We start from the raw sequence: 20,633 nt of genomic DNA, 5'->3' as shown, positions 1-20,633 counted from the left end.
CCCCGCGGGGGGCGCCCGTCGTGGCCACCTCGGTCGCGCAGGTTCGGGAGGAGATCGCCCGGGCCGTCGCCGGCCGCGGCGGTGTGACCAGGTCGGCGAAGGCGGAGGGGTCGCGCCCGCGGGTCGCGCTCGTGCCGACCATGGGCGCCCTGCACCGCGGACACCTCGCGCTCGTCGAACGCGCGGCCGAGCTCGCCGACGTCGTGGTGGTGTCGATCTTCGTGAACCCGCTGCAGTTCACCGACCCCGCCGATCTCGAGCGCTACCCGCGCGACCTCGATGCCGACCTCGCGGCCCTCGCCGGTGTCACCCCCGGCGCCGACATCGTGTTCGCCCCCGGTGTCGACGACCTCTACCCCCGCGGCGACGTCGCCACCCGGGTCACCGCGGGCCGCGTCGGCACCCTGTTCGAGGGGCGCAGCCGCCCCGGCCACTTCGACGGCGTGCTCACCGTCGTGGCGAAGCTGCTCAACGCGGTCGGGCCCGACGTCGTGCTGTTCGGAGAGAAGGATGCGCAGCAGGTCTTCCTGGTGCGCCGGATGATCGCCGACCTCGACATGCCCGTCGAGCTGCACGAGCTGGAGACCGTGCGCGACGACGACGAGCTCGCGCTCTCCAGCCGCAACCGCTTCCTCGACGCCCGTGAGCGACGTGCCGCCGTCACCCTGCCCCACGTGCTCGAGGCCGCCGAGTCGGCCTCCGACCGCGGCATCGACGCCGTGCTCGCCGCCGCCCAGGCCGCCGCGATGGGCGAGAACCTCGTCGACCTCGACTACCTCGCCGTGGTGCACCCCGACACCTTCCTCCCCGTCGACGACGACTACCGCGGCCGCGCCCGCGTCATCATCGCCGCCACCGTCGGCGACACCCGCCTCATCGACAACCGCGCCATCTACCTCAACTAGCCCGGCTAAAGTGGACGGGACGCAAGGAGACCTGCCCAGAATGACCGACGCATCCGCGCCTTCCACCATCGCTGACGAGCCCTCCGAGGAGGAGATCTCCGAGCAGAAGGCGGTGCGGCTGGCGAAGCGGGAGCGGTTGAACGAGTCGGGTGCGGAGGCGTACCCGGTGTCGGTGCCGGTCACCACGACGATTCCCGCGGTGCGCGCGGCGTGGGGTCATCTGCAGGCCGACGAGGTGTCGGGCGAGACGGTGGGGCTCGCCGGCCGTGTGGTGCACCTCCGCAACACCGGCAAGCTGTGCTTCGTGTCGCTGCAGTCGGGTGACGGCTCGCGCATCCAGGCCATGGTCTCCCTCGCGAACGTGGGTGAGGAGTCGCTCGCCCGGTTCAAGGAGCTCGTCGACCTCGGCGACCACCTGTTCGTCGCCGGCGAGGTCATCTCCTCGCGTCGCGGCGAGCTGAGCGTCATGGTCACAGAGTGGAAGATCGCCGCGAAGGCCATCCTCCCCCTCCCGAACCTGCACTCCGAGCTCTCCGAAGAGACCAGGATGCGCAACCGCTACCTCGATCTCATCGTGCGCGAGCAGGCTCGCAGCATGGTGCGCACCCGCGCGCTCACCATGGCGTCGCTGCGCTCCACCTTCTCCGGTCGCGACTTCCTCGAGGTCGAGACGCCGATGCTGCAGACCATCCACGGCGGCGCCGCGGCCCGCCCCTTCGTCACCCACTCGAACGCCTTCGACACCGAGCTGTACCTGCGCATCGCGCCCGAGCTGTTCCTCAAGCGCGCCGTCGTCGGCGGCATCGACCGGGTGTTCGAGATCAACCGCAACTTCCGCAACGAGGGCGCCGACTCCACGCACAGCCCCGAGTTCGCGATGCTCGAGGCCTACGAGGCCTACGGCGACTACACCTCCATCGCCGAGCTCACCCAGACCCTCGTGCAGAACGCCGCTCTCGCGGTCTCGGGCTCGCACGTGGTGACCTGGGCCGACGGCACCGAGTACGACCTCGGCGGCGAGTGGGACCGCATCAGCATGTACGGCTCGCTCTCCGCTGCATCCGGCATCGAGATCACCCCCGAGACGAGCGTCGCCGAGCTGCAAGCTCTCGCCGACCGCGAGGGCGTCGAGGTGCACCTGCCGAACCACGGCAAGCTGGTCGAGGAGCTCTGGGAGCACTTCGTGAAGGGCGACCTCGTGCGCCCCACCTTCGTGCTCGACTTCCCCGTCGAGACCAGCCCGCTCACGAGGGCCCACCGCAGCATCCCGGGCGTCGTCGAGAAATGGGACCTCTACGTGCGCGGCTTCGAGCTGGCGACCGGCTACTCCGAGCTCGTCGACCCGGTCGTGCAGCGCGAGCGCTTCGTCGAGCAGGCCAAGCAGGCGGCGGCCGGCGACGACGAGGCCATGCGCCTCGACGAGGAGTTCCTGCGCGCCCTCGAGTTCGGCATGCCCCCGTCGGGCGGCATGGGCATGGGCATCGACCGGCTGCTCATGGCGTTGACCGGTCTCGGCATCCGCGAGACCATCCTGTTCCCCCTGGTGAAGTGAGGTTCGGCGCGTGAGCTTTCTGGGCGGTGGCAGCAAAGACCCGTTCGAGCCGGGCAAGACCGAGCGGGAGAACCTGCAGAAGAAGGCAGAGGAGGCCGAGAAGGGCAAGAACCCCAACCGGCCCTCGAACTCGCGCATCGCGATCTGGGTGATCGTGGGCGGAGTTGGGCTGTATCTCATCGGGTCGGGGGTCTGGGGCATCCTCACCCACTAGCAGCGGCGGTGGGCGAGCGCGCCGGCTCCGGGTACGGTCGTGCGCATGACCGCAGCCCGCGCCCGCTCCCGCGACGCCCGCGTGCCGGTCTTCGCGCACGACGTGCCGCGCAGCCTCATCGCGATGGTGCCGGCGGTCATCGTGGGCTTCGGCTTCCAGTTCGTCGCGATCTTCATGCTCGAGGTCGAGCTGCTCGAACTCACCGTGGCCGGTGTGCTCGTGTTCTGGGGCGCCTACTGCGTGAGCGCCATCATCATCTCCCTGGTCGTCTTCGGGCGGGTCGGCTCGCACGAGTTCGCCCGCAGGCTCCGCCGCACCGCACCGCCCGAGAAGGGATGGCGACGTGTGCTCGCCGCCTCCATGGGAGCCGGTGCCGTCTCCTGGGCCGTCGCCGGATCGGCCTTCGCCATCGTGGCCGTCGTCTATCTCGCGCTGAACCCCTCGCTCGGCTCGTCGCCGCTGGTCACCTGGGGTGCGGTCGTCGCGGTGGCGGGCTCCTGGGCGGTCACCATGGTGTCGTTCGCGGTGCACATCGCCCGCCACGACGAGGTGCACGGGGGAGCGGTTTTCCCGGGAACCGGCGCGCCCCTGTTCACCGACTACCTGTACCTCGCCGCGCAGATCGGCACCACCTTCGGCGGCTCCGACGTCGACATCACGACGCGTGGAATGCGCCGCGTCGTGATGAGCTACAGCATCATCGCCTTCACCTTCAACACGGTGATCGTCGCGCTTCTGGTGAGCGTGCTCATCGCACGGGTGAGCTGACGGGCGGTCGGGCGCGACGGATGCGCGGGTCGGCTCCCAGGCTCATGACGTATCGTTGACGACGTGAACGACTTCTGGCCCGCCGTGTTCGCACTGGCCCCGACCGTGCTGATCGGTCTGGTGTTCTGGTTCATCATGCGTGCGGTCGTGCGGGCCGACAAGTCGGAGCGTCGCGCTCTGGCGAAGGTCGAGTCGGAGGAACGGCGCCGACTCGGGCTGCCGGAGAAGTCACAGGCCTCTTAACCGATACGGTATCCCTGGGAGTTCGACAGGGGAGACGCAGTGACGGGTACAGACATCGCGGTGCTTGTGACGCTCCTGCTGCTGGCTGTCGACCTGCTCATCCGCATCATCGCGGTCATCACCGTGCCGCGCAACCGTCGTCCCTCGACCGGCATCGCCTGGCTCATGGCCATCTTCGTGCTGCCCTACGTGGGCTTCCTGCTGTTCCTGCTCATCGGCAGCTACAAGCTGCCGAAGGGCAGGCGCGACAAGCAGTACGCCATCAACGAGTTCATCATCGAGACCACGGAGGGCATCGAGCGCGTCAGCGACGACGACCCGTGGCCGCCGTGGTTCAAGAACGTCGTCGAGCTCAACCGCACGCTGGGCGCGATGCCGCTGGTCGGTGGCAACCAGGCGACGCTCGTCGGAGACTACGACGCGAGCATCCGTCTGATGACCGCCGAGATCGACAAGGCTCACCGCTACGTGCACGCCGAGTTCTACATCCTCTCCTACGACCAGACCACGAAGCCCTTCTTCGACGCCCTCGCCGCCGCCGTGAAGCGCGGGGTCACCGTGCGGGTGCTGCTCGACCACATCGCGTCGGTGCGCGCGCCCGGGCACAAGAAGACGGTGAAGCTGCTGAACCAGATGGGCGTGAAATGGCACTTCATGCTGCCGGTGCAGCCGCTGAAGGGCAAGTGGCAGCGGCCCGATCTGCGCAACCACCGCAAGATCCTCGTGGTCGACGGCGACGTGGCGTTCATGGGTTCGCAGAACGTCGTCGACCGCAGCTACAACAAGAAGGGCAACCTCAAGCGCGGCCTGAAGTGGCAAGACCTCATGACGCGCCTCGAGGGGCCGATCGTGGCGGGAATCAACGCCATCTTCATCACCGACTGGTACAGCGAGTCGAACGAGCTGCTGCTGCGTGAGACGCGCGCCATCACCGACGACATCATCGACGACGAACCGGATGCGCTCGACATGCAGGTGGTGCCCTCCGGTCCCGGATTCGAGGGCGAGAACAACCTCCGCCTGTTCCTCGCGCTGCTCTACGCGGCACAGGAGCGCATCATCATCACGAGCCCGTACTTCGTGCCCGACGACGCGATGCTCTACGCCATCACCACCGCCACCCAGCGCGGTGTCGACGTGCACCTGTTCGTCTCCGAGATCGGCGACCAGGCGCTGGTGTACCACGCGCAGCGCTCCTACTACGAGGTGCTGCTGCGGGCGGGGGTGCGCATCTTCATGTACCAGGCGCCGTACATCCTGCACTCGAAGCACTTCACCATCGACGACGAGGTGGCCGTGATCGGTTCGAGCAACATGGACATGCGCTCGTTCAGCCTCAACATGGAGGTCTCGCTCATGGTGCGCGGCCGCAGCTTCGTCGACGAGATGCGCGAGGTCGAGGCGGGTTACCGCGAGGTGAGCCGCGAGCTCACGCTCGAGGAGTGGCGCAAGCAGCCCCTGCGCTCCACCATCCTCGACAACCTCGCCCGCCTCACCTCAGCCATCCAGTAGGGCCGGTTCGGCGGCCCGAAATACTGGGAATCGGGGCTCTCGGGTGGCACGCGAGAGGGCCATTCGGCCACACTGGTGCACGGCCGCGGCGGCATTCCCCGTGGCAGCGACGACGCCGATGCTGTTCCGGCGCCGGCCCCTACCGAAGGCAATCCCGTGGCACTCTGGTCGATCTTCCTGCTCGCGCTCGGCGTCTCCGCCGACGCCTTCGCGGTGGCCCTCGGCAAGGGCCTGCAGATGCGGCGCTTCGACGTGCGACACGCCCTCGTCATCGCCGTCACCTTCGGTGCGTTCCAGGCGGCGATGCCGCTCGTCGGGTGGGTGCTCGGCACGCAGCTGAACCAGTTCATCGCCCCGGTCGACCACTGGATCGCCTTCGGCCTGCTCGCCCTCATCGGCGGCAAGATGATCTGGGAGGCCTTCGCGAAGGCCGAGCAGAGAGAGATCGAGAGCCGCCTCGACGTGCGCGAGCTCCTCGTGCTCGCCGTCGCCACGAGTATCGACGCCCTCGCCGTCGGCATCTCGCTCGCCTTCGTCGCGGTGTCGATCTGGGAGGCGATCGCCGTCATCGGTGTCACCACGGCCGTGCTCACCTTCGCCGGCATCGTCGTCGGTCACCGGGTCGGCCTGCGTTTCCGCGGCCCCGCGGAGGTCATCGGCGGTGTCATCCTCGTGCTGATCGGCCTCAAGATCCTGCTCGAGCACCTCGGCGTCATCGCGTTCTAGCGACGGGGCTGAAGGCGCACTCCGGGCAGCACGGGGGCAGGCAGGGGCTTGCCCGTGTAGTGGTGGTCGGTGGCTCCGAAGCGGCGAGCCGCGGCATCCGAGGTACCCTCGAAGCCCGACTCGCGCTGCCACTCGTCGCGGAAGCCGACGACCTCCTCATGGGTGCGCCCCACGAAGTTCCACCACATGAGCAGCCGCTCGCCGAACGGCGTGCCACCGATGAGCACGAGGCGCACCGGATGCTCGCCCGCCTCCAGCGACACGGATGCGCGGCCCTCGCCCAGGTAGACCAGCTCTGTGCGGTCGAACGACTCGCCGTCGACCTCGACCGGGCCGGCGTCGACGAGCACGCCGTGCTCGAAGGCGGCGTCGAGCGGCAGCTCCGTGCGCCCGCCGGCCGGCAGCAGGATCTCGGCGGCGACGAGCGGCGAGAACGTGGTGGCCGCGACGGAGGCGTCGCCGAGCGAGCCCACGAACACGCTCACCGTGGAGTCGCCGATCGTCGTCGTGGCCGCATCGATGCTCTCGAAGAACGGTGCGACGTCGCGCGAGGCGTCGGGCAGTGCGACCCAGAGCTGCACCCCGTGCAGCGTCGTCGTGGCCGCCGTCGACACCTCGGAGTGCGAGATGCCGTGCCCGGCGGTCATGAGGTTGAGGGTGCCCGGCCGCACGAAGGCGTGACTGCCCACCGAGTCGCGGTGCTCGATCTCGCCGGCGAACAGCCAGCTCACGGTCTGCAGCCCGGTGTGCGGATGCGGCGGCACGACCATGCCCCCGGTCTCGGTCACCCGCGACGGCCCGTAGTGGTCGATGAAGCACCAGGCCCCGATGGTCGTGCGCTCTCTGCTGGGCAGGGTGCGGTAGACCGTCATGGCGCGCGGACCGCCGAGGGGCACCTCGCGCGCGGCGATCACCTCGAGGCTGTCCATGACCGAATACTATTTCCCTCGGCAGAACGTCAGGTCATCCAGGGGGGATCCATGCTCGCATCCGTGCTCGCCGACAACGACAGCTTCGTCTGGAACTACGGGTACCAGCTCGACCCCATCACGGGGGTGTTCAGCCTCGTCGTCGTGGTGCTCACCATCGCCGGCCAGTGGGCGATGTTCACCAAGGCCGGCCTGCACGGCTGGGCCGCGATCATCCCGTTCTACAACATCTGGACGCTGTGCAAGACCGCCGGCCGCCCCGGCTGGTGGTTCATCTGGTACATCATCCCCATCGCGAACATCATCGTCGGAATCATCGTCGCCGTCGAGATCGCCCGGCGGTTCGGCCGGGGCGGCGTGTTCGGCTTCTTCCTGCTGTTCTGGCCCCTGCCCTTCGTCGGCTACCCGATCCTCGGCTTCGGCAGCGCCCCGTACCAGGGAGTTCCGTACCCGGGCGAGCGCACCGGCGGCGTGCGCATCTGAGTGCAGTCACGCCCACGGCGAACAGGGGCTGTCCGGCCCCGGTTCGCTCGTTAGTCTCTTCCTAACGGTCGCCATCCACCGGCCCTGGCGACCAGGGAGACTGACATGTTCGAGAGATTCACCGATCGCGCCCGCCGCGTCGTCGTCCTGGCCCAAGAAGAGGCCAAGATGCTCAACCACAACTACATCGGCACCGAGCACATCCTGCTGGGGCTGATCCACGAGGGTGAGGGCGTCGCCGCCAAGGCGCTCGAGTCTCTCAACATCTCGCTCGACGCCGTGCGCGAGCAGGTCCAAGACATCATCGGCCAGGGCCAGCAGCAGCCCACCGGGCACATCCCCTTCACGCCGCGCGCGAAGAAGGTGCTCGAGCTCTCGCTCCGCGAGGCGCTGCAGCTCGGCCACAACTACATCGGCACCGAGCACATCCTGCTCGGGCTCATCCGCGAGGGCGAGGGCGTTGCCGCCCAGGTGCTCGTGAAGCTGGGCGCCGACCTCAACCGCGTGCGCCAGCAGGTCATCCAGCTCCTCTCCGGCTACCAGGGCAAGGAGCAGGTCGCAGTGGGCGGCAACGACGCGGCTCCCGACAAGGGCTCGCAGATCCTCGACCAGTTCGGCCGCAACCTCACCCAGGCCGCGCGCGACAACAAGCTCGACCCCGTGATCGGCCGCGAGAAGGAGATCGAGCGGGTCATGCAGATCCTCTCGCGCCGCTCGAAGAACAACCCCGTGCTGATCGGTGAGCCCGGCGTCGGCAAGACCGCCGTCGTCGAGGGCCTCGCCCAGGCCATCGTGCGCGGCGACGTGCCCGAGACCCTGAAAGACAAGCAGCTCTACACCCTCGACCTCGGTTCGCTGATCGCCGGCTCGCGCTACCGCGGTGATTTCGAGGAGCGCCTCAAGAAGGTCACGAAGGAGATCCGCACCCGCGGCGACATCATCACCTTCATCGACGAGATCCACACCCTCGTGGGTGCCGGTGCCGCCGAGGGAGCGATCGACGCTGCGAGCATCCTGAAGCCGCTGCTGGCCCGCGGCGAGCTGCAGACCATCGGCGCGACCACCCTCGACGAATACCGCAAGCATTTCGAGAAGGATGCAGCGCTCGAGCGCCGGTTCCAGCCCATCCAGGTGGCCGAGCCGTCGCTGCCCCACGCGATCAACATCCTGAAGGGCCTCCGCGACAAGTACGAAGCGTTCCACAAGGTCTCGATCACCGACGGCGCGATCGTCGCCGCCGCGAACCTCGCCGACCGCTACGTGCAAGACCGCTTCCTCCCCGACAAGGCGATCGACCTGATCGACGAGGCTGGGGCGCGCCTGCGGCTGTCGATCCTCTCCGCCCCGCCGGAGCTGCGCGAGTTCGACGAGCGCATCGCCACCGTGCGCGGCCAGAAGGAAGCCGCCATCGAAGACCAGGACTTCGAGAAGGCCGCGTCGCTCCGCGACGAGGAGAAGAACCTCCTCGGCGAGCGGCTGCGCCTCGAGAAGCAGTGGAAGTCGGGCGACGTACAGACCTCCGGCATCGTCGACGAGGGGCTCATCGCCGAGGTGCTGGCCCAGGCCACGGGCATCCCGGTGTTCAAGCTCACCGAGGAGGAGTCGGCACGCCTGGTGTTCATGGAGAAGGCCCTGCACCAGCGGGTCATCGGCCAGAACGAGGCCATCGCCGCGCTCTCGCGCACCATCCGCCGCACGCGCGCCGGCCTGAAAGACCCGAAGCGCCCCTCCGGCTCGTTCATCTTCGCCGGCCCCACCGGCGTCGGCAAGACCGAGCTGGCCAAGGCGCTCGCCGAGTTCCTGTTCGACGACGAGAACGCGCTGATCTCGCTCGACATGTCGGAGTACGGCGAGAAGCACACTGTCTCGCGCCTGTTCGGTGCCCCTCCCGGGTTCGTCGGCTTCGAGGAGGGTGGCCAGCTCACTGAGAAGGTGCGCCGCAAGCCCTTCAGCGTCGTGCTGTTCGACGAGATCGAGAAGGCGCACCCCGACATCTTCAACTCGCTGCTCCAGGTGCTGGAGGAGGGGCGTCTGACGGATGGTCAGGGTCGCGTCGTCGACTTCAAGAACACGGTCATCATCATGACGACGAACCTCGGAACCAAAGACATCACGGGCAGCCCCATCGGCTTCCAGGTGTCGGGCAACGAGGCGACCTCGTACGACCGCATGAAGGCCAAGGTCTCGGAGGAGCTGAAGAAGAACTTCAAGCCGGAGTTCCTCAACCGCGTCGACGACACCATCGTCTTCCCGCAGCTCAACAAGAGCGAGCTGCTGCAGATCGTCGACCTGTTCATCAAGCGCCTGCGCGACCGTCTGCTCGACCGCGACATGACGATCGAGCTCACGCTCGCCGCCAAGGAGCGCCTGATCGAGGTCGGGTTCGACCCGGCCCTCGGTGCGAGGCCCCTCCGTCGCGCGATGCAGCACGAGGTCGAAGACCAGCTGTCGGAGCGCATCCTGCAGGGAGAGCTCAACGCGGGCGACCACATCCACGTCGACTTCCTCGACGGGAAGTTCGTCTTCACCCAGAGCTCGCGCGAGCCGGTCGCCATCGGCGCCGGCGACACGGAGCAGGTCGCGGCGGCAGCGGCGGCAGCCGCGCTGGGCGACCTCGACTAGACGTCGCGCGCGAGACAACGCACGAAGGGCCGGTCACCTCAGGGTGGCCGGCCCTTCGGCGTTCCCGTGGGGCGGGCGGGGGCCGCGCGACCATTACGCTGGTTCGATGAGTTCGACCGAAGCGCCCGCCTTCACCGTGCGGCGGGCACGCACCAGTGACGTCCCGTGGATCCAGAGCCTCGTGGAGCCCCTGGTGCAGCGACGAATCCTGCTCGGCAAAGACGCGGTGGTCTTCTACGAGGCCGTGCAGGAGTTCCGTATCGCCGAAGACTCCGAGGGCCGGGCCATCGGCTGCGGCGCGCTGCACGTGTTCTGGGAAGACCTCGGCGAGGTGCGCACCCTCGCCGTGCACGACGACTGGCTCGGCAAGGGCGTGGGCCGGGCGCTGCTCGAGCAGATCGAGGCCGACGCCCGTGAACTCGGCCTCAGCCGCCTGTTCTGCCTCACCTTCGAGGTGCCCTTCTTCGAACGCAACGGGTACACCGCGTCGCCCCTGTCGCTCGTCGACCCCGAGGTCTACGCCGAGCTCGTGCGCTCGCCCGACGAGGGCGTCGCCGAGTTCCTCGACCTGGCGCGCGTGAAGCCCAATACGCTCGGCAACACGCGCATGCTGAAGCACCTCTGATGGCCGCCGAGGAGACGGGCGAGCCGGGCGAATCGAACCGCCGGAGCTTCAACGAGCGCCTGCGTGCCCGCTACTTCGGCCGTAGGCCGTCGGGCGAGACGGATGCGGAGGCCGGTGAGGCGGAGTCGGTGCGCCGGAAGAGCAACCAGATGGGCTTCTTCGGCCGCGTCGAGCGGCCGGGCGGCTTCGACAGCCCGCCCGAGGAGCCGGTGGAGCTGGAGGGCCCCCTGCCGTGGGAGCTCGGCGGCGATGCCGAGACCGACGGTCGTGAGGCGGGCGACGCCGACCGGACGTGACTACCGTGCCGCGCTGGCGCACGCTATGCACAGTCGCGCCGTGGGTCTCGCCTCGAGCCTGCCCGCGCCGATCGGCTCTCCGCAGCGCTCGCACAGGCCGTAGCGATCCTCCGCGAGGCGGGTGAGCGCCGCATCCGTCTCGTCGAGACGCACCCGGGCCTCGGCCAGCAGACCGGCAAGCCGCGACCACTCGCTCGAGAGGGTCGGCCCCTCGGGGTCGTGCTCGTCGTCGTCCGACGACGACTGGCGGATGCCGCGGAGCGCGCCGATCGCGGCCTCGAGGGAGACGATCTCCTCGTCCGCGGCGGCGCGCTCCTCGGTGAGACGCGCGAGCGCGTCGTCGTGCTCGATCGTGATCAGCCTGCCGGCGCCGGCCCGTCGGTGGGCTCGGCGTCGCCGACGAACTCCTTGAACTCCTGCTCCAGCTTCTGGTCGAAGGAGTCTGTCTGCTCGTCGTCGTCGACTTCGGGGTGCTGGCCGTTGTGCTCGAACGATTCGGGGGTGGGGGGATCGACGAATGTGCTCATACGCTCAGGCTACGCCTCACGCGTCGTCGCGCCCAGAGCCGCCGTCCCGCCCGAAACATCCCGAAAACATGGGCGGGATATCATCCGGAGATGTCGCCCGTCTCGCCCTATCAGGTCTGCGTCGCCTTCCTCACCCGCGTCGGTGACGGCGGTGCCGTCGAGGTGCTGCTCGGTCGTAAGAAGACCGGCATGGGCTCGGGCAACATCGTCGGCCTCGGCGGCAAGATCGAGGTGGGCGAGACGGCGCTCGAGGCCGTCGTGCGCGAGATCGAGGAGGAGTCGAGCCTCGTCGTCGACCCCGCCGACCTCACCGAACGCGGACTGGTGAAGTTCTCCTTCCCGTTCCGCGAGAACTGGAGCCAGGACTCCACGGTGTTCGTCACCGATCGCTTCAGCGGCGAGCCGCGCGAGAGCGACGAGGTCGTCCCCGCCTGGTACCGCGTCGACGACCTCCCGCTCGCCCGCATGTGGGACGACGCGAAGTACTGGCTGCCCCAGGTACTCGCCGGCCAGCAGGTGCTCGGCGATTTCACCTTCGGCGCCGACTGCATCACGGTGAGCTCCCACACCATGAGGGCGTCGCGCGTGCTGGCCTGAACGGAGTCCTGGTTTTCCCGGCGCCGGCGAGCGATACTGAGACCGCGATCGCCCCGAGCGGGCGACGTCTCCTCCTCGATCGACGACGATGGGCGGTTGCGCCATGAGAAGCCCCTGGCTCGCGCTCCCCGGGATCGCCGTGCCCAGGCGCCCGCGCACGGTCGTGCACGAATCGTGGCAGCGGGCGCGCGAGCGGGAGCTCGACCCCGAGCACCTGCCGGCGCTCGAGGTGGGAGAAGACGTGCTGGCCGAGTTCCGACTCGCGCATCCGCTCGCTCCGGTGCTGCCCGTCATCCGCAAACTCCTGGTGAAGGATGCTGAGGGCTCCGGCCTCCTCGTGGCGGTCGGTGACGAGATGGGCAGACTGCTCTGGGTGGAGGGCGACAACGCGGCCAAGCGCCGGGCCGAGCAGATGCGCTTCGTCGAAGGGGCCGGCTGGTCGGAGCGCACGGTGGGCACCTCGGCTCCGGGCACGGCGCTCGAACTCGACCACGGCATCCAGATCCACGACTCCGAGCACTTCAACCGCCTGGTGCACGGCTGGAGTTGCACCGCGGTGCCGGTGCATGACCCCGAGACCCGGCGCATCCTGGGCGTCATAGACATCACGGGCGATGCGCGGGCGGTCGACCCGCACACCCTGCCGCTGATCGAAGCCACCGCGGCCGCAGCCGAGGCCGAGCTCATGGTGCTGCGACTCAAGGGGCTGCGAGACCGAGGGTCACGCACGGAGGAGCACGGCGAGCGGATGAGCGTCGCCGGCTTCGGCCCGTCGGCCGATACCCGGGGTGGGACGAGGGGCGGGGCCGGCCCGACCCGGGTGCGCCGCCGCCCGGCCGCGCTGCACGTGCTGGGTCGCGACACCGGCGAGCTGGTGGCCGACGACGCCACGGTCGAGCTGAGCTCGCGCCACTCCGAGATCGTCACGGTGCTCGCCTGGCATCGCGAGGGGTTGTCGGCCTCGCGGCTCGCCGAGCTCGTCTACGGCGAGGAGGCGGTGGTGACGCTGCGGGCCGAGATCGTGCGGTTGCGACGCATCCTCGAGCAGCAGGGCACGGGCGTCGAGCTGCTGTCGCGGCCGTACCGCCTCGCGGCGCCGCTCGAGCTCGACGCCCATCGCGTCGTGTCCCTGCTCGATCGCGGCGCCCACCGGGTGGCGCTCGCGGCCTCCCGCGGGCCGCTGCTGCCGGGTTCGGAGGCTCCCGGGGTGGAGGAGATCAGGGCGCAGCTGCGCACGAGGCTGCGGGAGGCGATGCTGACGGATGCGGCTGTCGACGTGATGCTCGACTACGCCGCCACCGAAGAGGGCCTCGGCGACGCGGAGGTCTGGGCCGCAGCCCTGCGGCTGCTGCCGCCGCGGTCGCCCAAGCGCGCCGGGGTGGTCGCGCACCTGGAGGCGCTCGAGGGCTGAGGCGGAGGCCGCAGCCCGCGCGCGGCGTGACCCCGACTCCGGACGATCGGCACGCTGCGGGCGACGATCGGTCGCATCGACCGCGGAGGCCGGCGCGTTGACCCCTCTCATGAGCACAGACACCCGTTCCGTTCCTCTCGCCGGCACCGCGCATCCGCTCGCCGCCGGCCGCCGAGACTCCTGGGCGGGCGTGGCCTCGCTCGGACTCGGCGTCTTCGCCCTCGTCATGGCCGAGTTCCTCCCGGCAAGCCTCCTCACCACGATGGCCGCCGATCTCGGGGTGAGCGAGGGGGTCGCCGGGCAGTCCGTCACGGTCACGGCCCTGGTCGCCGCCGTGGCCGGCCTCGCCCTGCCTGTGGTGCTGCCGCGCATCGACCGCCGGCTCGTGATGCTCGGGCTCACCACGCTCGCCATCGCCTCTTCGGTGCTCGTCGCGGTGGCGCCGAACTACCCGGTGCTGCTCGCCGCGCGCATCCTCATCGGCATCGCCATCGGCGGGTTCTGGGCGCTCGCGATCGCCATGACCGCCCAGCTCGTCGCCCCGGAGCGGCTCGGCCGCGCGATGACGGTGGTGAACACGGGGGTCTCGCTCGCGACGGTCGCGGCCATCCCGCTCGGCGCGTGGCTGAGCGAGCTCTGGGGGTGGCGTGCGGTCTTCCTGCTCGCGGCCGGCGTCGGTCTCGCCGCCCTCGCCGTGCAGCTCATCGTGCTGCCGTCGCTCGCACCGGCCGGTGCCCCGGGCCTCCGCCAGCTCGGCGGCGCGCTGCGCTCCCGGCTCGTGGTGCTCGGGCTCGTCGCCACGGCGTTCGTGGCCGCGGGGCACTTCACGGGCTTCACCTACATCAACCCGGCCGCCCAGACGATCGCGGGCTTCGACGCCTCGGGCCTTGCGACCCTGCTGCTTGTCTACGGCGTCGCCGCCTTCGTCGGGAACCTCGTCGCGGGGCCGCTGGTCGACCGTCGGATGCGCACCGCCATCCTCGTGTTCCCCACCCTGCTCGGGGCGGCGATGGCGGTCTTCGCCCTCTCGGGCGGAGCCCCGGTGAGCGTCGTCGCGGCGGTCGCGCTGTGGGGTTTCGCCTTCGGCGGAGTGCCCACGACGCTGCAGACCTGGCTGGCGCGCTCGGCGCCCGACCGGCTCGAGAGCGTCGGAGGGCTGCAGGTCGCCGCCTTCCAGCTCGCCATCGCGGCCGGGGCGGTGGTGGGCGGGGTGCTCGTCGACTCTGTGGGGGTGCAGCTCGCGCTGATCGCCGGGGGTGTCTCCGCCGTCGTGGGCGGGGTGCTGCTGAGCTCGCTCAGGAGCCGCTGAGCGACGACGGCGACGGCGACGGCGACGGCGACTGCGGGCGCGCGGCACCCGCCTCGAGCGCGCGCTGCCGCCACGCCGAGGGCGAGTCGCCGGCGTGGCGGCGGAAGGCTCGGCTGAAGGCGACCTCGGAGCAGTACCCGAGCACCGAGGCCGTCTGCCCCACGCTCCACCGCTCGCGACCCAGCAGCTCCTTCGCGCGGTCCATCCGGATGCGCGCCAGATACCGTAGCGGCGGCTCGCCCACCGTGGCACGGAACCGCTCCGAGAAGCTCGAGCGCGACGACCGCGCCAGCCGTGCGAGCCCCTCCACCGACCAGTGCCGCCCGGGCTCGGCGTGCATCGCCTCCACGGCACGGGCGATGTGGGGGTCGCGGAGGGTGACCAGCCAGCTCGACGGGTCGGCGCATCCGCTCTCGATCCAGGCCCGGATGGCTGCTGCCGCGACCACGTTCGCGAGCGCCGTCGTCATGGCGGCCGCGCCCGGCCTTCCGGCTCCGCGCTCCTCGCGCATGAGTTCGAGGAGCTGGGCGATGAGCGGCTCGCGCACCAGGAAGCAGCAGGTCACGAGCATCTCGGGAAGGGCCGCCGCGATGGCCGAAGCGCCGTCGTCGAGGCGCAGCTCGACCGTGAACAGCGCGGCGTCGTCGCAGGCGGTCACGGTGTGGGCGCCGCCTCGGGTGAGCAGCAGCAGGTCGCCGGCCGCGATTTCGACGGCACGGCCGTCGCGGTCGACCCGCACCGACCCGGCGAGCACCTGGTGAAGGGTCACGGAGTCGCCGTCGTGGGCGACCCGGTCGCCACGGCCGAGCCGCGACTCGTCGGTCGAGGTCGCCGTCCAGCGCAGCCGGGCGAGCAGCTCGCCGAGTGCGTCGTCTGGAGTGCCGAGGGTGGTCATGCTCTCTGCAAGCCGGGTCGCGCATCCGTCATTCCCGGAGCGCTACCGGGGAGCGTCAGCCGAGGGGGAGGTGAGGGAGACGGCGTCGAGCACCCGGGTGAGCGTGTCGGGGGTTCCGACGTTGCCGGGAACGACGACGTAGAGGATCTCGCGGTCGTCGTGAGCGCGCATCGACCACACCGAGACGCCCGGCAGCACCTGGCCGAGCACGAGCGCCGAGGTGGCGCCGATGCCCGTGCGGGCGACCTCGGCGGAGGTGATGCCCCCCTTCGACACCACCACCTCGACGTGGGGCAGCACCTCGCGCACCGCGGTGGTGAGTGCGGTCATCACGCGCTCGCCGTGGTCGAGGGTGCCGTGATCGAGGGAGCGCCGGCGTTCGGTGGTGACGATGCCGAGGGGGCGGCTCTCGAGCTGAGCGAGCACGGCCCGACCGGCGGCGCGGCCGGCTGCCGGGGCATCCTCGAGTGCCGCAGCCGTGTCGACCACCGCGGGCGCACCCCAGGCCCGCTCGACGTGGGCGAGCTGAGCGGTGGCTCCCGCGGTGTGTGAGCCGCAGACGAGCAGCGTGGCCGCGGCGCGGGGGACGAGCGGCAGCTCGAGCAGGCCCGCGCTGGTCACCCCCGCCAGCGCGGCGGCGAGGGGTGCGGCCGAGCGCACCACCACGCGGGTGCCGGCCGCGGTGGCCTCGTCGACCGCCGCGGCGATCGCCGCGACGTCGGCGGCGGTCTCGGCGTCGGGCAGCACCACGGCGCCCGCCGGGGCTTCGGCCAGCGCTGCGGCCGTGCCTCCCGCCCGCACGACGGCGAGCGGCACCGTGACGGCCGGGCGACCCGACTTCTCCGCGACGTAGTCGGCCAGCACACCCGTCGAGAACGGGAACACCGGGTCGTCGGCGTACTCCGTGCGGTGCGCCGGCAGCACCTCGTCGCCGACACGCACGAGGTGCACACCGTCGACCGTGGTGCGGCCGCCCTCGGGGAAGGCGGGGACGAAGAGCATCACGGCGTCCGAACCGCTGCCGTCCGCAGCATCCTGAGCGCCCGCGGCGGCCGCCTCGCGGAGGAACACCTCGGTCTCCGCGAACACGTGACCCCGCAGCGTCGAGTCGCCCCGCAGCACGAACCGCACGGGGGCGGAGAGCCGCCGCGCGGCCTCCTCCCCCTCGGCACGGATGCGCGTGACCAGCGCCACCGCCTCCGCCTCGGGCAGCGCCCGGCTGTTCGTCTGCACGTACACGCTGTCGCTTCGCCGGAGCGCCGCCTCGAGCAGCTCGGCGTCGCACTCCAGAAGCACGGTCACGCCCGTCGCCGACTGCGTGCCGGTGGGGTCGTCGTCGAGGACGATCGTCTTCATGCGCCGCTCCTGATGAAGGCGTCGACCTCGTCGCGCTTGGCCTTGCCCCAGGTCTCGCGGGTCACCAGCGTGCCGATGACGCCGAGGAGGCCCACGCCCAGGTAGACGAGCGCGACACCGCCCCAGCCGAGCGGGATGGCGACGGCCGTGGCGATCAGCGGGATGAAGCCCGAGATCGCCGCGGAGAACTGGTAGCCGATCGAGGCGCCCGAGGAACGGGTGTTGGTGGAGAACAGCTCCGAGAACCAGGCGCCCTGGGTGCCGGCCAGCATGTCGTGGATGATCGCCATGCCGATGATGTAGACGAGGATGATGAGGATCGGCACCCCGGTGTTCACCAGCAGGAACATCGGGAACGCGAACACCATCACCAGGATCGAGCCCACGAGGTAGACGGGCTTGCGCCCGATGGCATCCGAGAGCCTGCCGAACAGCATGGTGGTGACGATGCCGATCGCCGCCGCCACGATGAGGCCCGTGAGGGCGGTGGAGCGCTCGGCCAGCGGCTCGTCGCCGCTCGTGAGGTACGACAGCATGAACGTGACGATCACGTAGAAGCCGCCCGATTCGGCGAGGCGCAGCGCGATGACGCGGAGGATGGTGCGCCAGTCGTTCTTGAAGACCTCCTTGAGCGGGTTCTTCACGGTGAGGCCGGCGGTCTTGGTGTCGACGAACTCGGGCGACTCCGACACCTTGGCGCGGATGATCAGGCCCGCGATGATGAGCACGGCACTGAACAGGAACGGCAGTCGCCAGGCGAGCTCGCTGTCGAACGTGCTCGACCAGAGGAAGACGAGGTTCGCCAGCAGCAGGCCGAACGGCACGCCGGCCTGCGGGATGGCGGTGTAGCGGCCGCGCTGCTTCCACGGCGCGTGCTCGAAGGTCATCAGGATGGCCCCGCCCCACTCCGCGCCGAAGGCGAGACCCTGGATGATGCGGATGAGGGTGAGGAGGATGGGGGCGAGCAGGCCGACCTGCTCGTAGGTGGGCAGCGCGCCGATCGCGACGGTCGAGATCCCCATCATCAGCAGGGCGCCCACGAGCACGGGCTTCCGGCCGATCTTGTCGCCGAGGTAGCCGCCGATGATGCCGCCGAGCGGGCGGGCGGCGAAGCCGACGCCGAAGGTGGCGAAGCCGAGGATGAGGCCGATCGCCGGGTCGTCGGAGTGGAAGAACACCGCGTTGAAGTAGAGCGCCGCGGCCGTGCCGTAGGCCAGGAAGTCGTAGTTCTCGATGGTCGTGCCGACGGCCGAGCCGATGGCGGTGCGCAGTTTGTCGGGCGACCCGTCGCGGGCCCGGGACACCTGGGAAGTGGTCATGGTGGTCATGGTGGTGGTCTCTATCTCCCTTGATAGGACGAGGTCTTCTCGTCCGTGATCGACCGGGAGGAGGCTTCCCGCTATCCGGGGCCCGGAGGCCCGTCGATCGCTCCGATCTTGTAGAAGTCGCTGATGTGCGCCTGCACGGCGCGTGCTGCGGCCTTGCCGTCGCCGGCCTCGATCAGCTCGAGGATCTCGCGGTGCTCGCGCCGCACGGTGACGGCGGTGCTCCGCCAGTCGGTGAGCTCCGCGTACATCTCCACCATCTGGCGGTGGATCGCGGTGCGGAGCGAGCCCATGAAGTGGGCCGTGAGGGCGTTGCCGGTGGATTCGGCGATGCGCATGTGGAACGCGGCATCCAGCCGGTTGAACTCGCCGGCCTCGATGGAGGCGTCGTCCATGCGGTCGAGGATGGCGGCGAGCTCGCGGTGGTCGGCGTCAGTCGATCGATAGGCGGCCTCCTCGACGCTCCACGCCTCGAGGGCGAGTCGGGTCTCCAGCACGTCCTTCCAGGAGAACTGGGCGAGTCCGATCTGCAGCTTCAGGAGGTTGACCATGCCGGAGCCCGGTGTCTGCACGAGCACCGCGCCGCCCTCGCCACCCCGCCTGATCTCCACCACGCCGAGGGCTTCGAGCACCCGCAGCGACTCCCGGAGCGACGGGCGCGAGACGCCCAGCGAGACCGCGAGGTCGCGCTCGCTCGGCAGGGTGTCTCCCGCCTTCAGCCGCCCGTCGAGGATGCGCTCCTCGATCTGCGCCATCACCTGCTCGTAGGTGCGGAGCCGTTGCACCGGCTCCCACGGATCGTTGGCGCTCACCTCGTGTCGACTCCCCGGTTCGCAGGCTCGCCCTCGGGCGAGTTGATGCGTCCATCGTAGTCTCCATGGTCTGCCGGTCTGACCTTCGTGATGGGCCGGGTCAGACCGCGGCCGGGGCGGTCTGGGTGCTCCGGGCCTCCGCAGCGTGCTCGGCGCGGAACTCCGCCTCGAGCTCGCGACGGATCTGCACGGCGAACTGCGACTCGTCGAGCTCCACGTCGTCCCACGACACGGTGCGGTCCTTCGGCACGTCGCGGATGAGCTTCGCACCGTGCGCGAGGCCGAGCGGCAGGGCGTTGCGCTCGAGCGAGAGGTGCGCGGGCGCGAGCTTGCCGAAGACGGTGTACCCGCCCTCGCCGTCGAGCGTGTCGCCCGCCCGCAGCTCCTTCTTCGCGGTCGTGACCACGTCGCCGCGGAAGCCGGTGGGCGACCCCGTGGCCTCGCCGCGCAGCACGGCGGCGGCGATCGACACCCCGAGCTCGAGGCCGATCATGTGGTACGGACGGTAGAGCGAGCCGTACCGACCCGTGGCGTCGGTGTGCACGCCGTACTCGGCGAAGCACTGCACGGCGTAGTCGGTGGTGGCCTCGAAGGTCACGTAGACGCCCCAGCGCAGGTTGTCGGGCACCTCGGTGCCGTCGCGGTACATGCTCGAGGCGATCTCGACCGTGCCGCGGCGGGTGAGGCTGCCGCCCTCGAAGCGGTTCTCGCGGAAGACGGTGGGCAGGTCGTCCTTGCTCGCGGCGGGGAAGAGCAGGCCCTCGTCCTGCGGCAGCAGGCCGGTGCCGTTGGCGACGGCCGCCATCTCGATCGCCGACTTGGTGCCGTCGAGGAAGGAGTTGAACATCTTCGGGTTGTAGTCGCCGGAGGCCAGCTGCTCGTCGGTGAAGCCGTAGTAGTTCCACACGGTGTCGGGGGTGGAGTAGTTGTACTCGGGCAGGTACTTGGTGCCCTTGCCGGCGGCCACCACGTCGAAGCCGACCGTGCGGCACCAGTCGACGAGCTCGCAGATGAGGGCGGGCTGGTCGCCGTAGGCCATGGCGTAGATGACGCCGGCGGCCTGGGCGCGGCGCTGCAGCAGCGGGCCCACCATGCAGTCGGCCTCGACGTTCACCATGATGACGTGCTTGCCGTTGTCGATCGCGGTGACGGCGTGGTACGTGCCGACCAGCGGATTGCCGGTGATCTCGAGGATGACCTCGACCTGCGGGTGGGTGAGCAGGGCGTCGGAGCTGTCGATCACCGCGGTGCCGCCGGTGCGGAGTGCCTCGTCGAGACTGACGGCGGCGTAGCGCTCGGCGGGCCAGCCGGTGCGGGCGAGGGCTGCCGTGGCCTTCGTCACGTCGATGTCGGCGACACCGACGACGTGGATGTTGTCGCTGCCGACGGCTTGCGTGAGGAACATCGACGAGAACTTGCCGGCGCCGATGACACCGACGCGGATCGGGCCGGCCTCGGCGGTGCGCTTCTGCATGAGCGTGAAGAGGTTCACGGTATCTACTCCTTCGTATGGCTGATGGTCAGAC

Annotated in this window: 22 protein-coding genes; 14 read left to right on the top strand and 8 right to left on the bottom strand. The window is 70.1% G+C overall.

The window, feature by feature from the left end:
* Positions 1 to 83 precede the first annotated feature (83 nt).
* The 7 genes from panC to ABFY20_RS16985 all read left to right on the top strand — a co-directional run bounded on the left by panC (position 84) and on the right by ABFY20_RS16985 (position 5,920).
* Positions 84 to 905 (top strand): pantoate--beta-alanine ligase, encoded by an 822-nt coding sequence (gene panC / locus ABFY20_RS17015; protein ID WP_368499816.1) that lies wholly within the window; start codon positions 84 to 86, stop codon positions 903 to 905.
* Between the two features lie 40 nt (positions 906 to 945).
* Positions 946 to 2,457: a lysine--tRNA ligase gene (gene lysS, locus ABFY20_RS17010; protein ID WP_368497389.1), complete on the top strand. Its 1,512-nt coding sequence runs from the start codon at positions 946 to 948 to the stop codon at positions 2,455 to 2,457.
* A 10-nt stretch (positions 2,458 to 2,467) separates the two neighbouring features.
* On the top strand, positions 2,468 to 2,671 hold the full coding sequence (locus tag ABFY20_RS17005) for a hypothetical protein (RefSeq protein ID WP_368497388.1): 204 nt from the start codon (positions 2,468 to 2,470) through the stop codon (positions 2,669 to 2,671).
* 45 nt (positions 2,672 to 2,716) lie between these two features.
* Complete coding sequence (locus tag ABFY20_RS17000) at positions 2,717 to 3,439, top strand: DUF1345 domain-containing protein (RefSeq protein WP_368497387.1); 723 nt, start codon at positions 2,717 to 2,719, stop codon at positions 3,437 to 3,439.
* Between the two features lie 63 nt (positions 3,440 to 3,502).
* Positions 3,503 to 3,682 carry a hypothetical protein gene (locus ABFY20_RS16995; protein ID WP_368497386.1) on the top strand — a complete coding sequence of 60 codons (180 nt, stop codon included), beginning with the start codon at positions 3,503 to 3,505 and terminating at the stop codon, positions 3,680 to 3,682.
* A gap of 39 nt (positions 3,683 to 3,721) precedes the next feature.
* Positions 3,722 to 5,194, top strand: a complete 1,473-nt coding sequence (cls, locus tag ABFY20_RS16990; protein WP_368497385.1) for a cardiolipin synthase — start codon at positions 3,722 to 3,724, stop codon at positions 5,192 to 5,194.
* 156 nt (positions 5,195 to 5,350) lie between these two features.
* On the top strand, positions 5,351 to 5,920 hold the full coding sequence (locus ABFY20_RS16985) for a manganese efflux pump MntP family protein (protein ID WP_368497384.1): 570 nt from the start codon (positions 5,351 to 5,353) through the stop codon (positions 5,918 to 5,920).
* Here the strand turns inward: ABFY20_RS16985 and ABFY20_RS16980 are convergent.
* Entirely contained in the window at positions 5,917 to 6,849 is a 933-nt protein-coding gene (locus ABFY20_RS16980) for a pirin family protein (protein WP_368497383.1), read from the bottom strand. The two genes, ABFY20_RS16985 and ABFY20_RS16980, sit on opposite strands and share 4 nt — an antisense overlap.
* A gap of 51 nt (positions 6,850 to 6,900) precedes the next feature.
* Between ABFY20_RS16980 and ABFY20_RS16975 the strand changes: the two genes are divergently transcribed.
* The 4 genes from ABFY20_RS16975 (at position 6,901) to ABFY20_RS16960 (ending at position 10,875) form a co-directional block, all read left to right on the top strand.
* On the top strand, positions 6,901 to 7,332 hold the full coding sequence (locus ABFY20_RS16975) for a DUF5684 domain-containing protein (protein ID WP_368497382.1): 432 nt from the start codon (positions 6,901 to 6,903) through the stop codon (positions 7,330 to 7,332).
* Between the two features lie 105 nt (positions 7,333 to 7,437).
* Complete coding sequence (locus tag ABFY20_RS16970) at positions 7,438 to 9,954, top strand: ATP-dependent Clp protease ATP-binding subunit (RefSeq protein WP_368497381.1); 2,517 nt, start codon at positions 7,438 to 7,440, stop codon at positions 9,952 to 9,954.
* Between the two features lie 106 nt (positions 9,955 to 10,060).
* The gene (locus ABFY20_RS16965; protein WP_368497380.1) at positions 10,061 to 10,579 is read left to right on the top strand and encodes an amino-acid N-acetyltransferase; all 519 of its coding nucleotides are present in this window, start codon (positions 10,061 to 10,063) and stop codon (positions 10,577 to 10,579) included.
* Complete coding sequence (locus ABFY20_RS16960; protein WP_368497379.1) at positions 10,579 to 10,875, top strand: hypothetical protein; 297 nt, start codon at positions 10,579 to 10,581, stop codon at positions 10,873 to 10,875. The genes ABFY20_RS16965 and ABFY20_RS16960 overlap by 1 nt, the downstream gene beginning before the upstream one ends.
* Here the strand turns inward: ABFY20_RS16960 and ABFY20_RS16955 are convergent, their stop codons facing one another.
* Positions 10,876 to 11,028, bottom strand: a complete 153-nt coding sequence (locus tag ABFY20_RS16955; protein ID WP_368497378.1) for a TraR/DksA family transcriptional regulator — start codon at positions 11,026 to 11,028, stop codon at positions 10,876 to 10,878.
* Between the two features lie 203 nt (positions 11,029 to 11,231).
* Entirely contained in the window at positions 11,232 to 11,402 is a 171-nt protein-coding gene (locus ABFY20_RS16950; RefSeq protein ID WP_368497377.1) for a hypothetical protein, read from the bottom strand.
* Positions 11,403 to 11,492: 90 nt separating this feature from the next.
* Here ABFY20_RS16950 and ABFY20_RS16945 point away from each other — a divergent pair, with 90 nt between their 5' ends.
* From ABFY20_RS16945 to ABFY20_RS16935, 3 genes are all read left to right on the top strand, one after another.
* Entirely contained in the window at positions 11,493 to 11,999 is a 507-nt protein-coding gene (locus ABFY20_RS16945) for an 8-oxo-dGTP diphosphatase (protein WP_368497376.1), read from the top strand.
* Between the two features lie 103 nt (positions 12,000 to 12,102).
* Positions 12,103 to 13,410 (top strand): GAF domain-containing protein, encoded by a 1,308-nt coding sequence (locus tag ABFY20_RS16940; protein WP_368497375.1) that lies wholly within the window; start codon positions 12,103 to 12,105, stop codon positions 13,408 to 13,410.
* Positions 13,411 to 13,519: 109 nt separating this feature from the next.
* Positions 13,520 to 14,719 carry an MFS transporter gene (locus ABFY20_RS16935; protein ID WP_368497374.1) on the top strand — a complete coding sequence of 400 codons (1,200 nt, stop codon included), beginning with the start codon at positions 13,520 to 13,522 and terminating at the stop codon, positions 14,717 to 14,719.
* Here the strand turns inward: ABFY20_RS16935 and ABFY20_RS16930 are convergent.
* The 5 genes from ABFY20_RS16930 to ABFY20_RS16910 form a co-directional block, all read right to left on the bottom strand.
* Complete coding sequence (locus ABFY20_RS16930; protein ID WP_368497373.1) at positions 14,706 to 15,614, bottom strand: AraC family transcriptional regulator; 909 nt, start codon at positions 15,612 to 15,614, stop codon at positions 14,706 to 14,708. The genes ABFY20_RS16935 and ABFY20_RS16930 overlap by 14 nt on opposite strands.
* Before the next feature lie 42 nt (positions 15,615 to 15,656).
* Positions 15,657 to 16,970 carry a four-carbon acid sugar kinase family protein gene (locus ABFY20_RS16925; RefSeq protein WP_368497372.1) on the bottom strand — a complete coding sequence of 438 codons (1,314 nt, stop codon included), beginning with the start codon at positions 16,968 to 16,970 and terminating at the stop codon, positions 15,657 to 15,659.
* A complete protein-coding gene (locus tag ABFY20_RS16920; RefSeq protein ID WP_368497371.1) occupies positions 16,967 to 18,289 on the bottom strand; it encodes an MFS transporter in 1,323 nt (440 codons plus the stop codon). The genes ABFY20_RS16925 and ABFY20_RS16920 overlap by 4 nt, the downstream gene beginning before the upstream one ends.
* An 80-nt stretch (positions 18,290 to 18,369) precedes the next feature.
* Positions 18,370 to 19,107: a FadR/GntR family transcriptional regulator gene (locus ABFY20_RS16915; RefSeq protein WP_368497370.1), complete on the bottom strand. Its 738-nt coding sequence runs from the start codon at positions 19,105 to 19,107 to the stop codon at positions 18,370 to 18,372.
* Between the two features lie 100 nt (positions 19,108 to 19,207).
* Entirely contained in the window at positions 19,208 to 20,599 is a 1,392-nt protein-coding gene (locus tag ABFY20_RS16910) for an NAD(P)H-dependent oxidoreductase (RefSeq protein WP_368497369.1), read from the bottom strand.
* Between the last annotated feature and the right edge of the window lie 34 nt (positions 20,600 to 20,633).

Origin of the sequence: Herbiconiux sp. A18JL235 (assembly GCF_040939305.1) — a bacterium.
Classification (GTDB): domain Bacteria; phylum Actinomycetota; class Actinomycetes; order Actinomycetales; family Microbacteriaceae; genus Herbiconiux.
This window is presented reverse-complemented; position numbering and strand designations above follow the sequence as displayed.

What these genes read in the sequence shown, in the direction of transcription:
- lysS (WP_368497389.1), top strand. Translation starts at nt 946, where the DNA reads ATGACCGACGCATCCGCGCCTTCCACCATCGCTGACGAGCCCTCCGAG.
- ABFY20_RS17000 (WP_368497387.1), top strand. Translation starts at nt 2,717, where the DNA reads ATGACCGCAGCCCGCGCCCGCTCCCGCGACGCCCGCGTGCCGGTCTTC.
- ABFY20_RS16980 (WP_368497383.1), bottom strand. Translation starts at nt 6,849, where the DNA reads ATGGACAGCCTCGAGGTGATCGCCGCGCGCGAGGTGCCCCTCGGCGGT.
- ABFY20_RS16975 (WP_368497382.1), top strand. Translation starts at nt 6,901, where the DNA reads ATGCTCGCATCCGTGCTCGCCGACAACGACAGCTTCGTCTGGAACTAC.
- ABFY20_RS16970 (WP_368497381.1), top strand. Translation starts at nt 7,438, where the DNA reads ATGTTCGAGAGATTCACCGATCGCGCCCGCCGCGTCGTCGTCCTGGCC.
- ABFY20_RS16965 (WP_368497380.1), top strand. Translation starts at nt 10,061, where the DNA reads ATGAGTTCGACCGAAGCGCCCGCCTTCACCGTGCGGCGGGCACGCACC.
- ABFY20_RS16960 (WP_368497379.1), top strand. Translation starts at nt 10,579, where the DNA reads ATGGCCGCCGAGGAGACGGGCGAGCCGGGCGAATCGAACCGCCGGAGC.
- ABFY20_RS16950 (WP_368497377.1), bottom strand. Translation starts at nt 11,402, where the DNA reads ATGAGCACATTCGTCGATCCCCCCACCCCCGAATCGTTCGAGCACAAC.
- ABFY20_RS16945 (WP_368497376.1), top strand. Translation starts at nt 11,493, where the DNA reads ATGTCGCCCGTCTCGCCCTATCAGGTCTGCGTCGCCTTCCTCACCCGC.
- ABFY20_RS16940 (WP_368497375.1), top strand. Translation starts at nt 12,103, where the DNA reads ATGAGAAGCCCCTGGCTCGCGCTCCCCGGGATCGCCGTGCCCAGGCGC.
- ABFY20_RS16935 (WP_368497374.1), top strand. Translation starts at nt 13,520, where the DNA reads ATGAGCACAGACACCCGTTCCGTTCCTCTCGCCGGCACCGCGCATCCG.
- ABFY20_RS16930 (WP_368497373.1), bottom strand. Translation starts at nt 15,614, where the DNA reads ATGACCACCCTCGGCACTCCAGACGACGCACTCGGCGAGCTGCTCGCC.
- ABFY20_RS16925 (WP_368497372.1), bottom strand. Translation starts at nt 16,970, where the DNA reads ATGAAGACGATCGTCCTCGACGACGACCCCACCGGCACGCAGTCGGCG.
- ABFY20_RS16920 (WP_368497371.1), bottom strand. Translation starts at nt 18,289, where the DNA reads ATGACCACTTCCCAGGTGTCCCGGGCCCGCGACGGGTCGCCCGACAAA.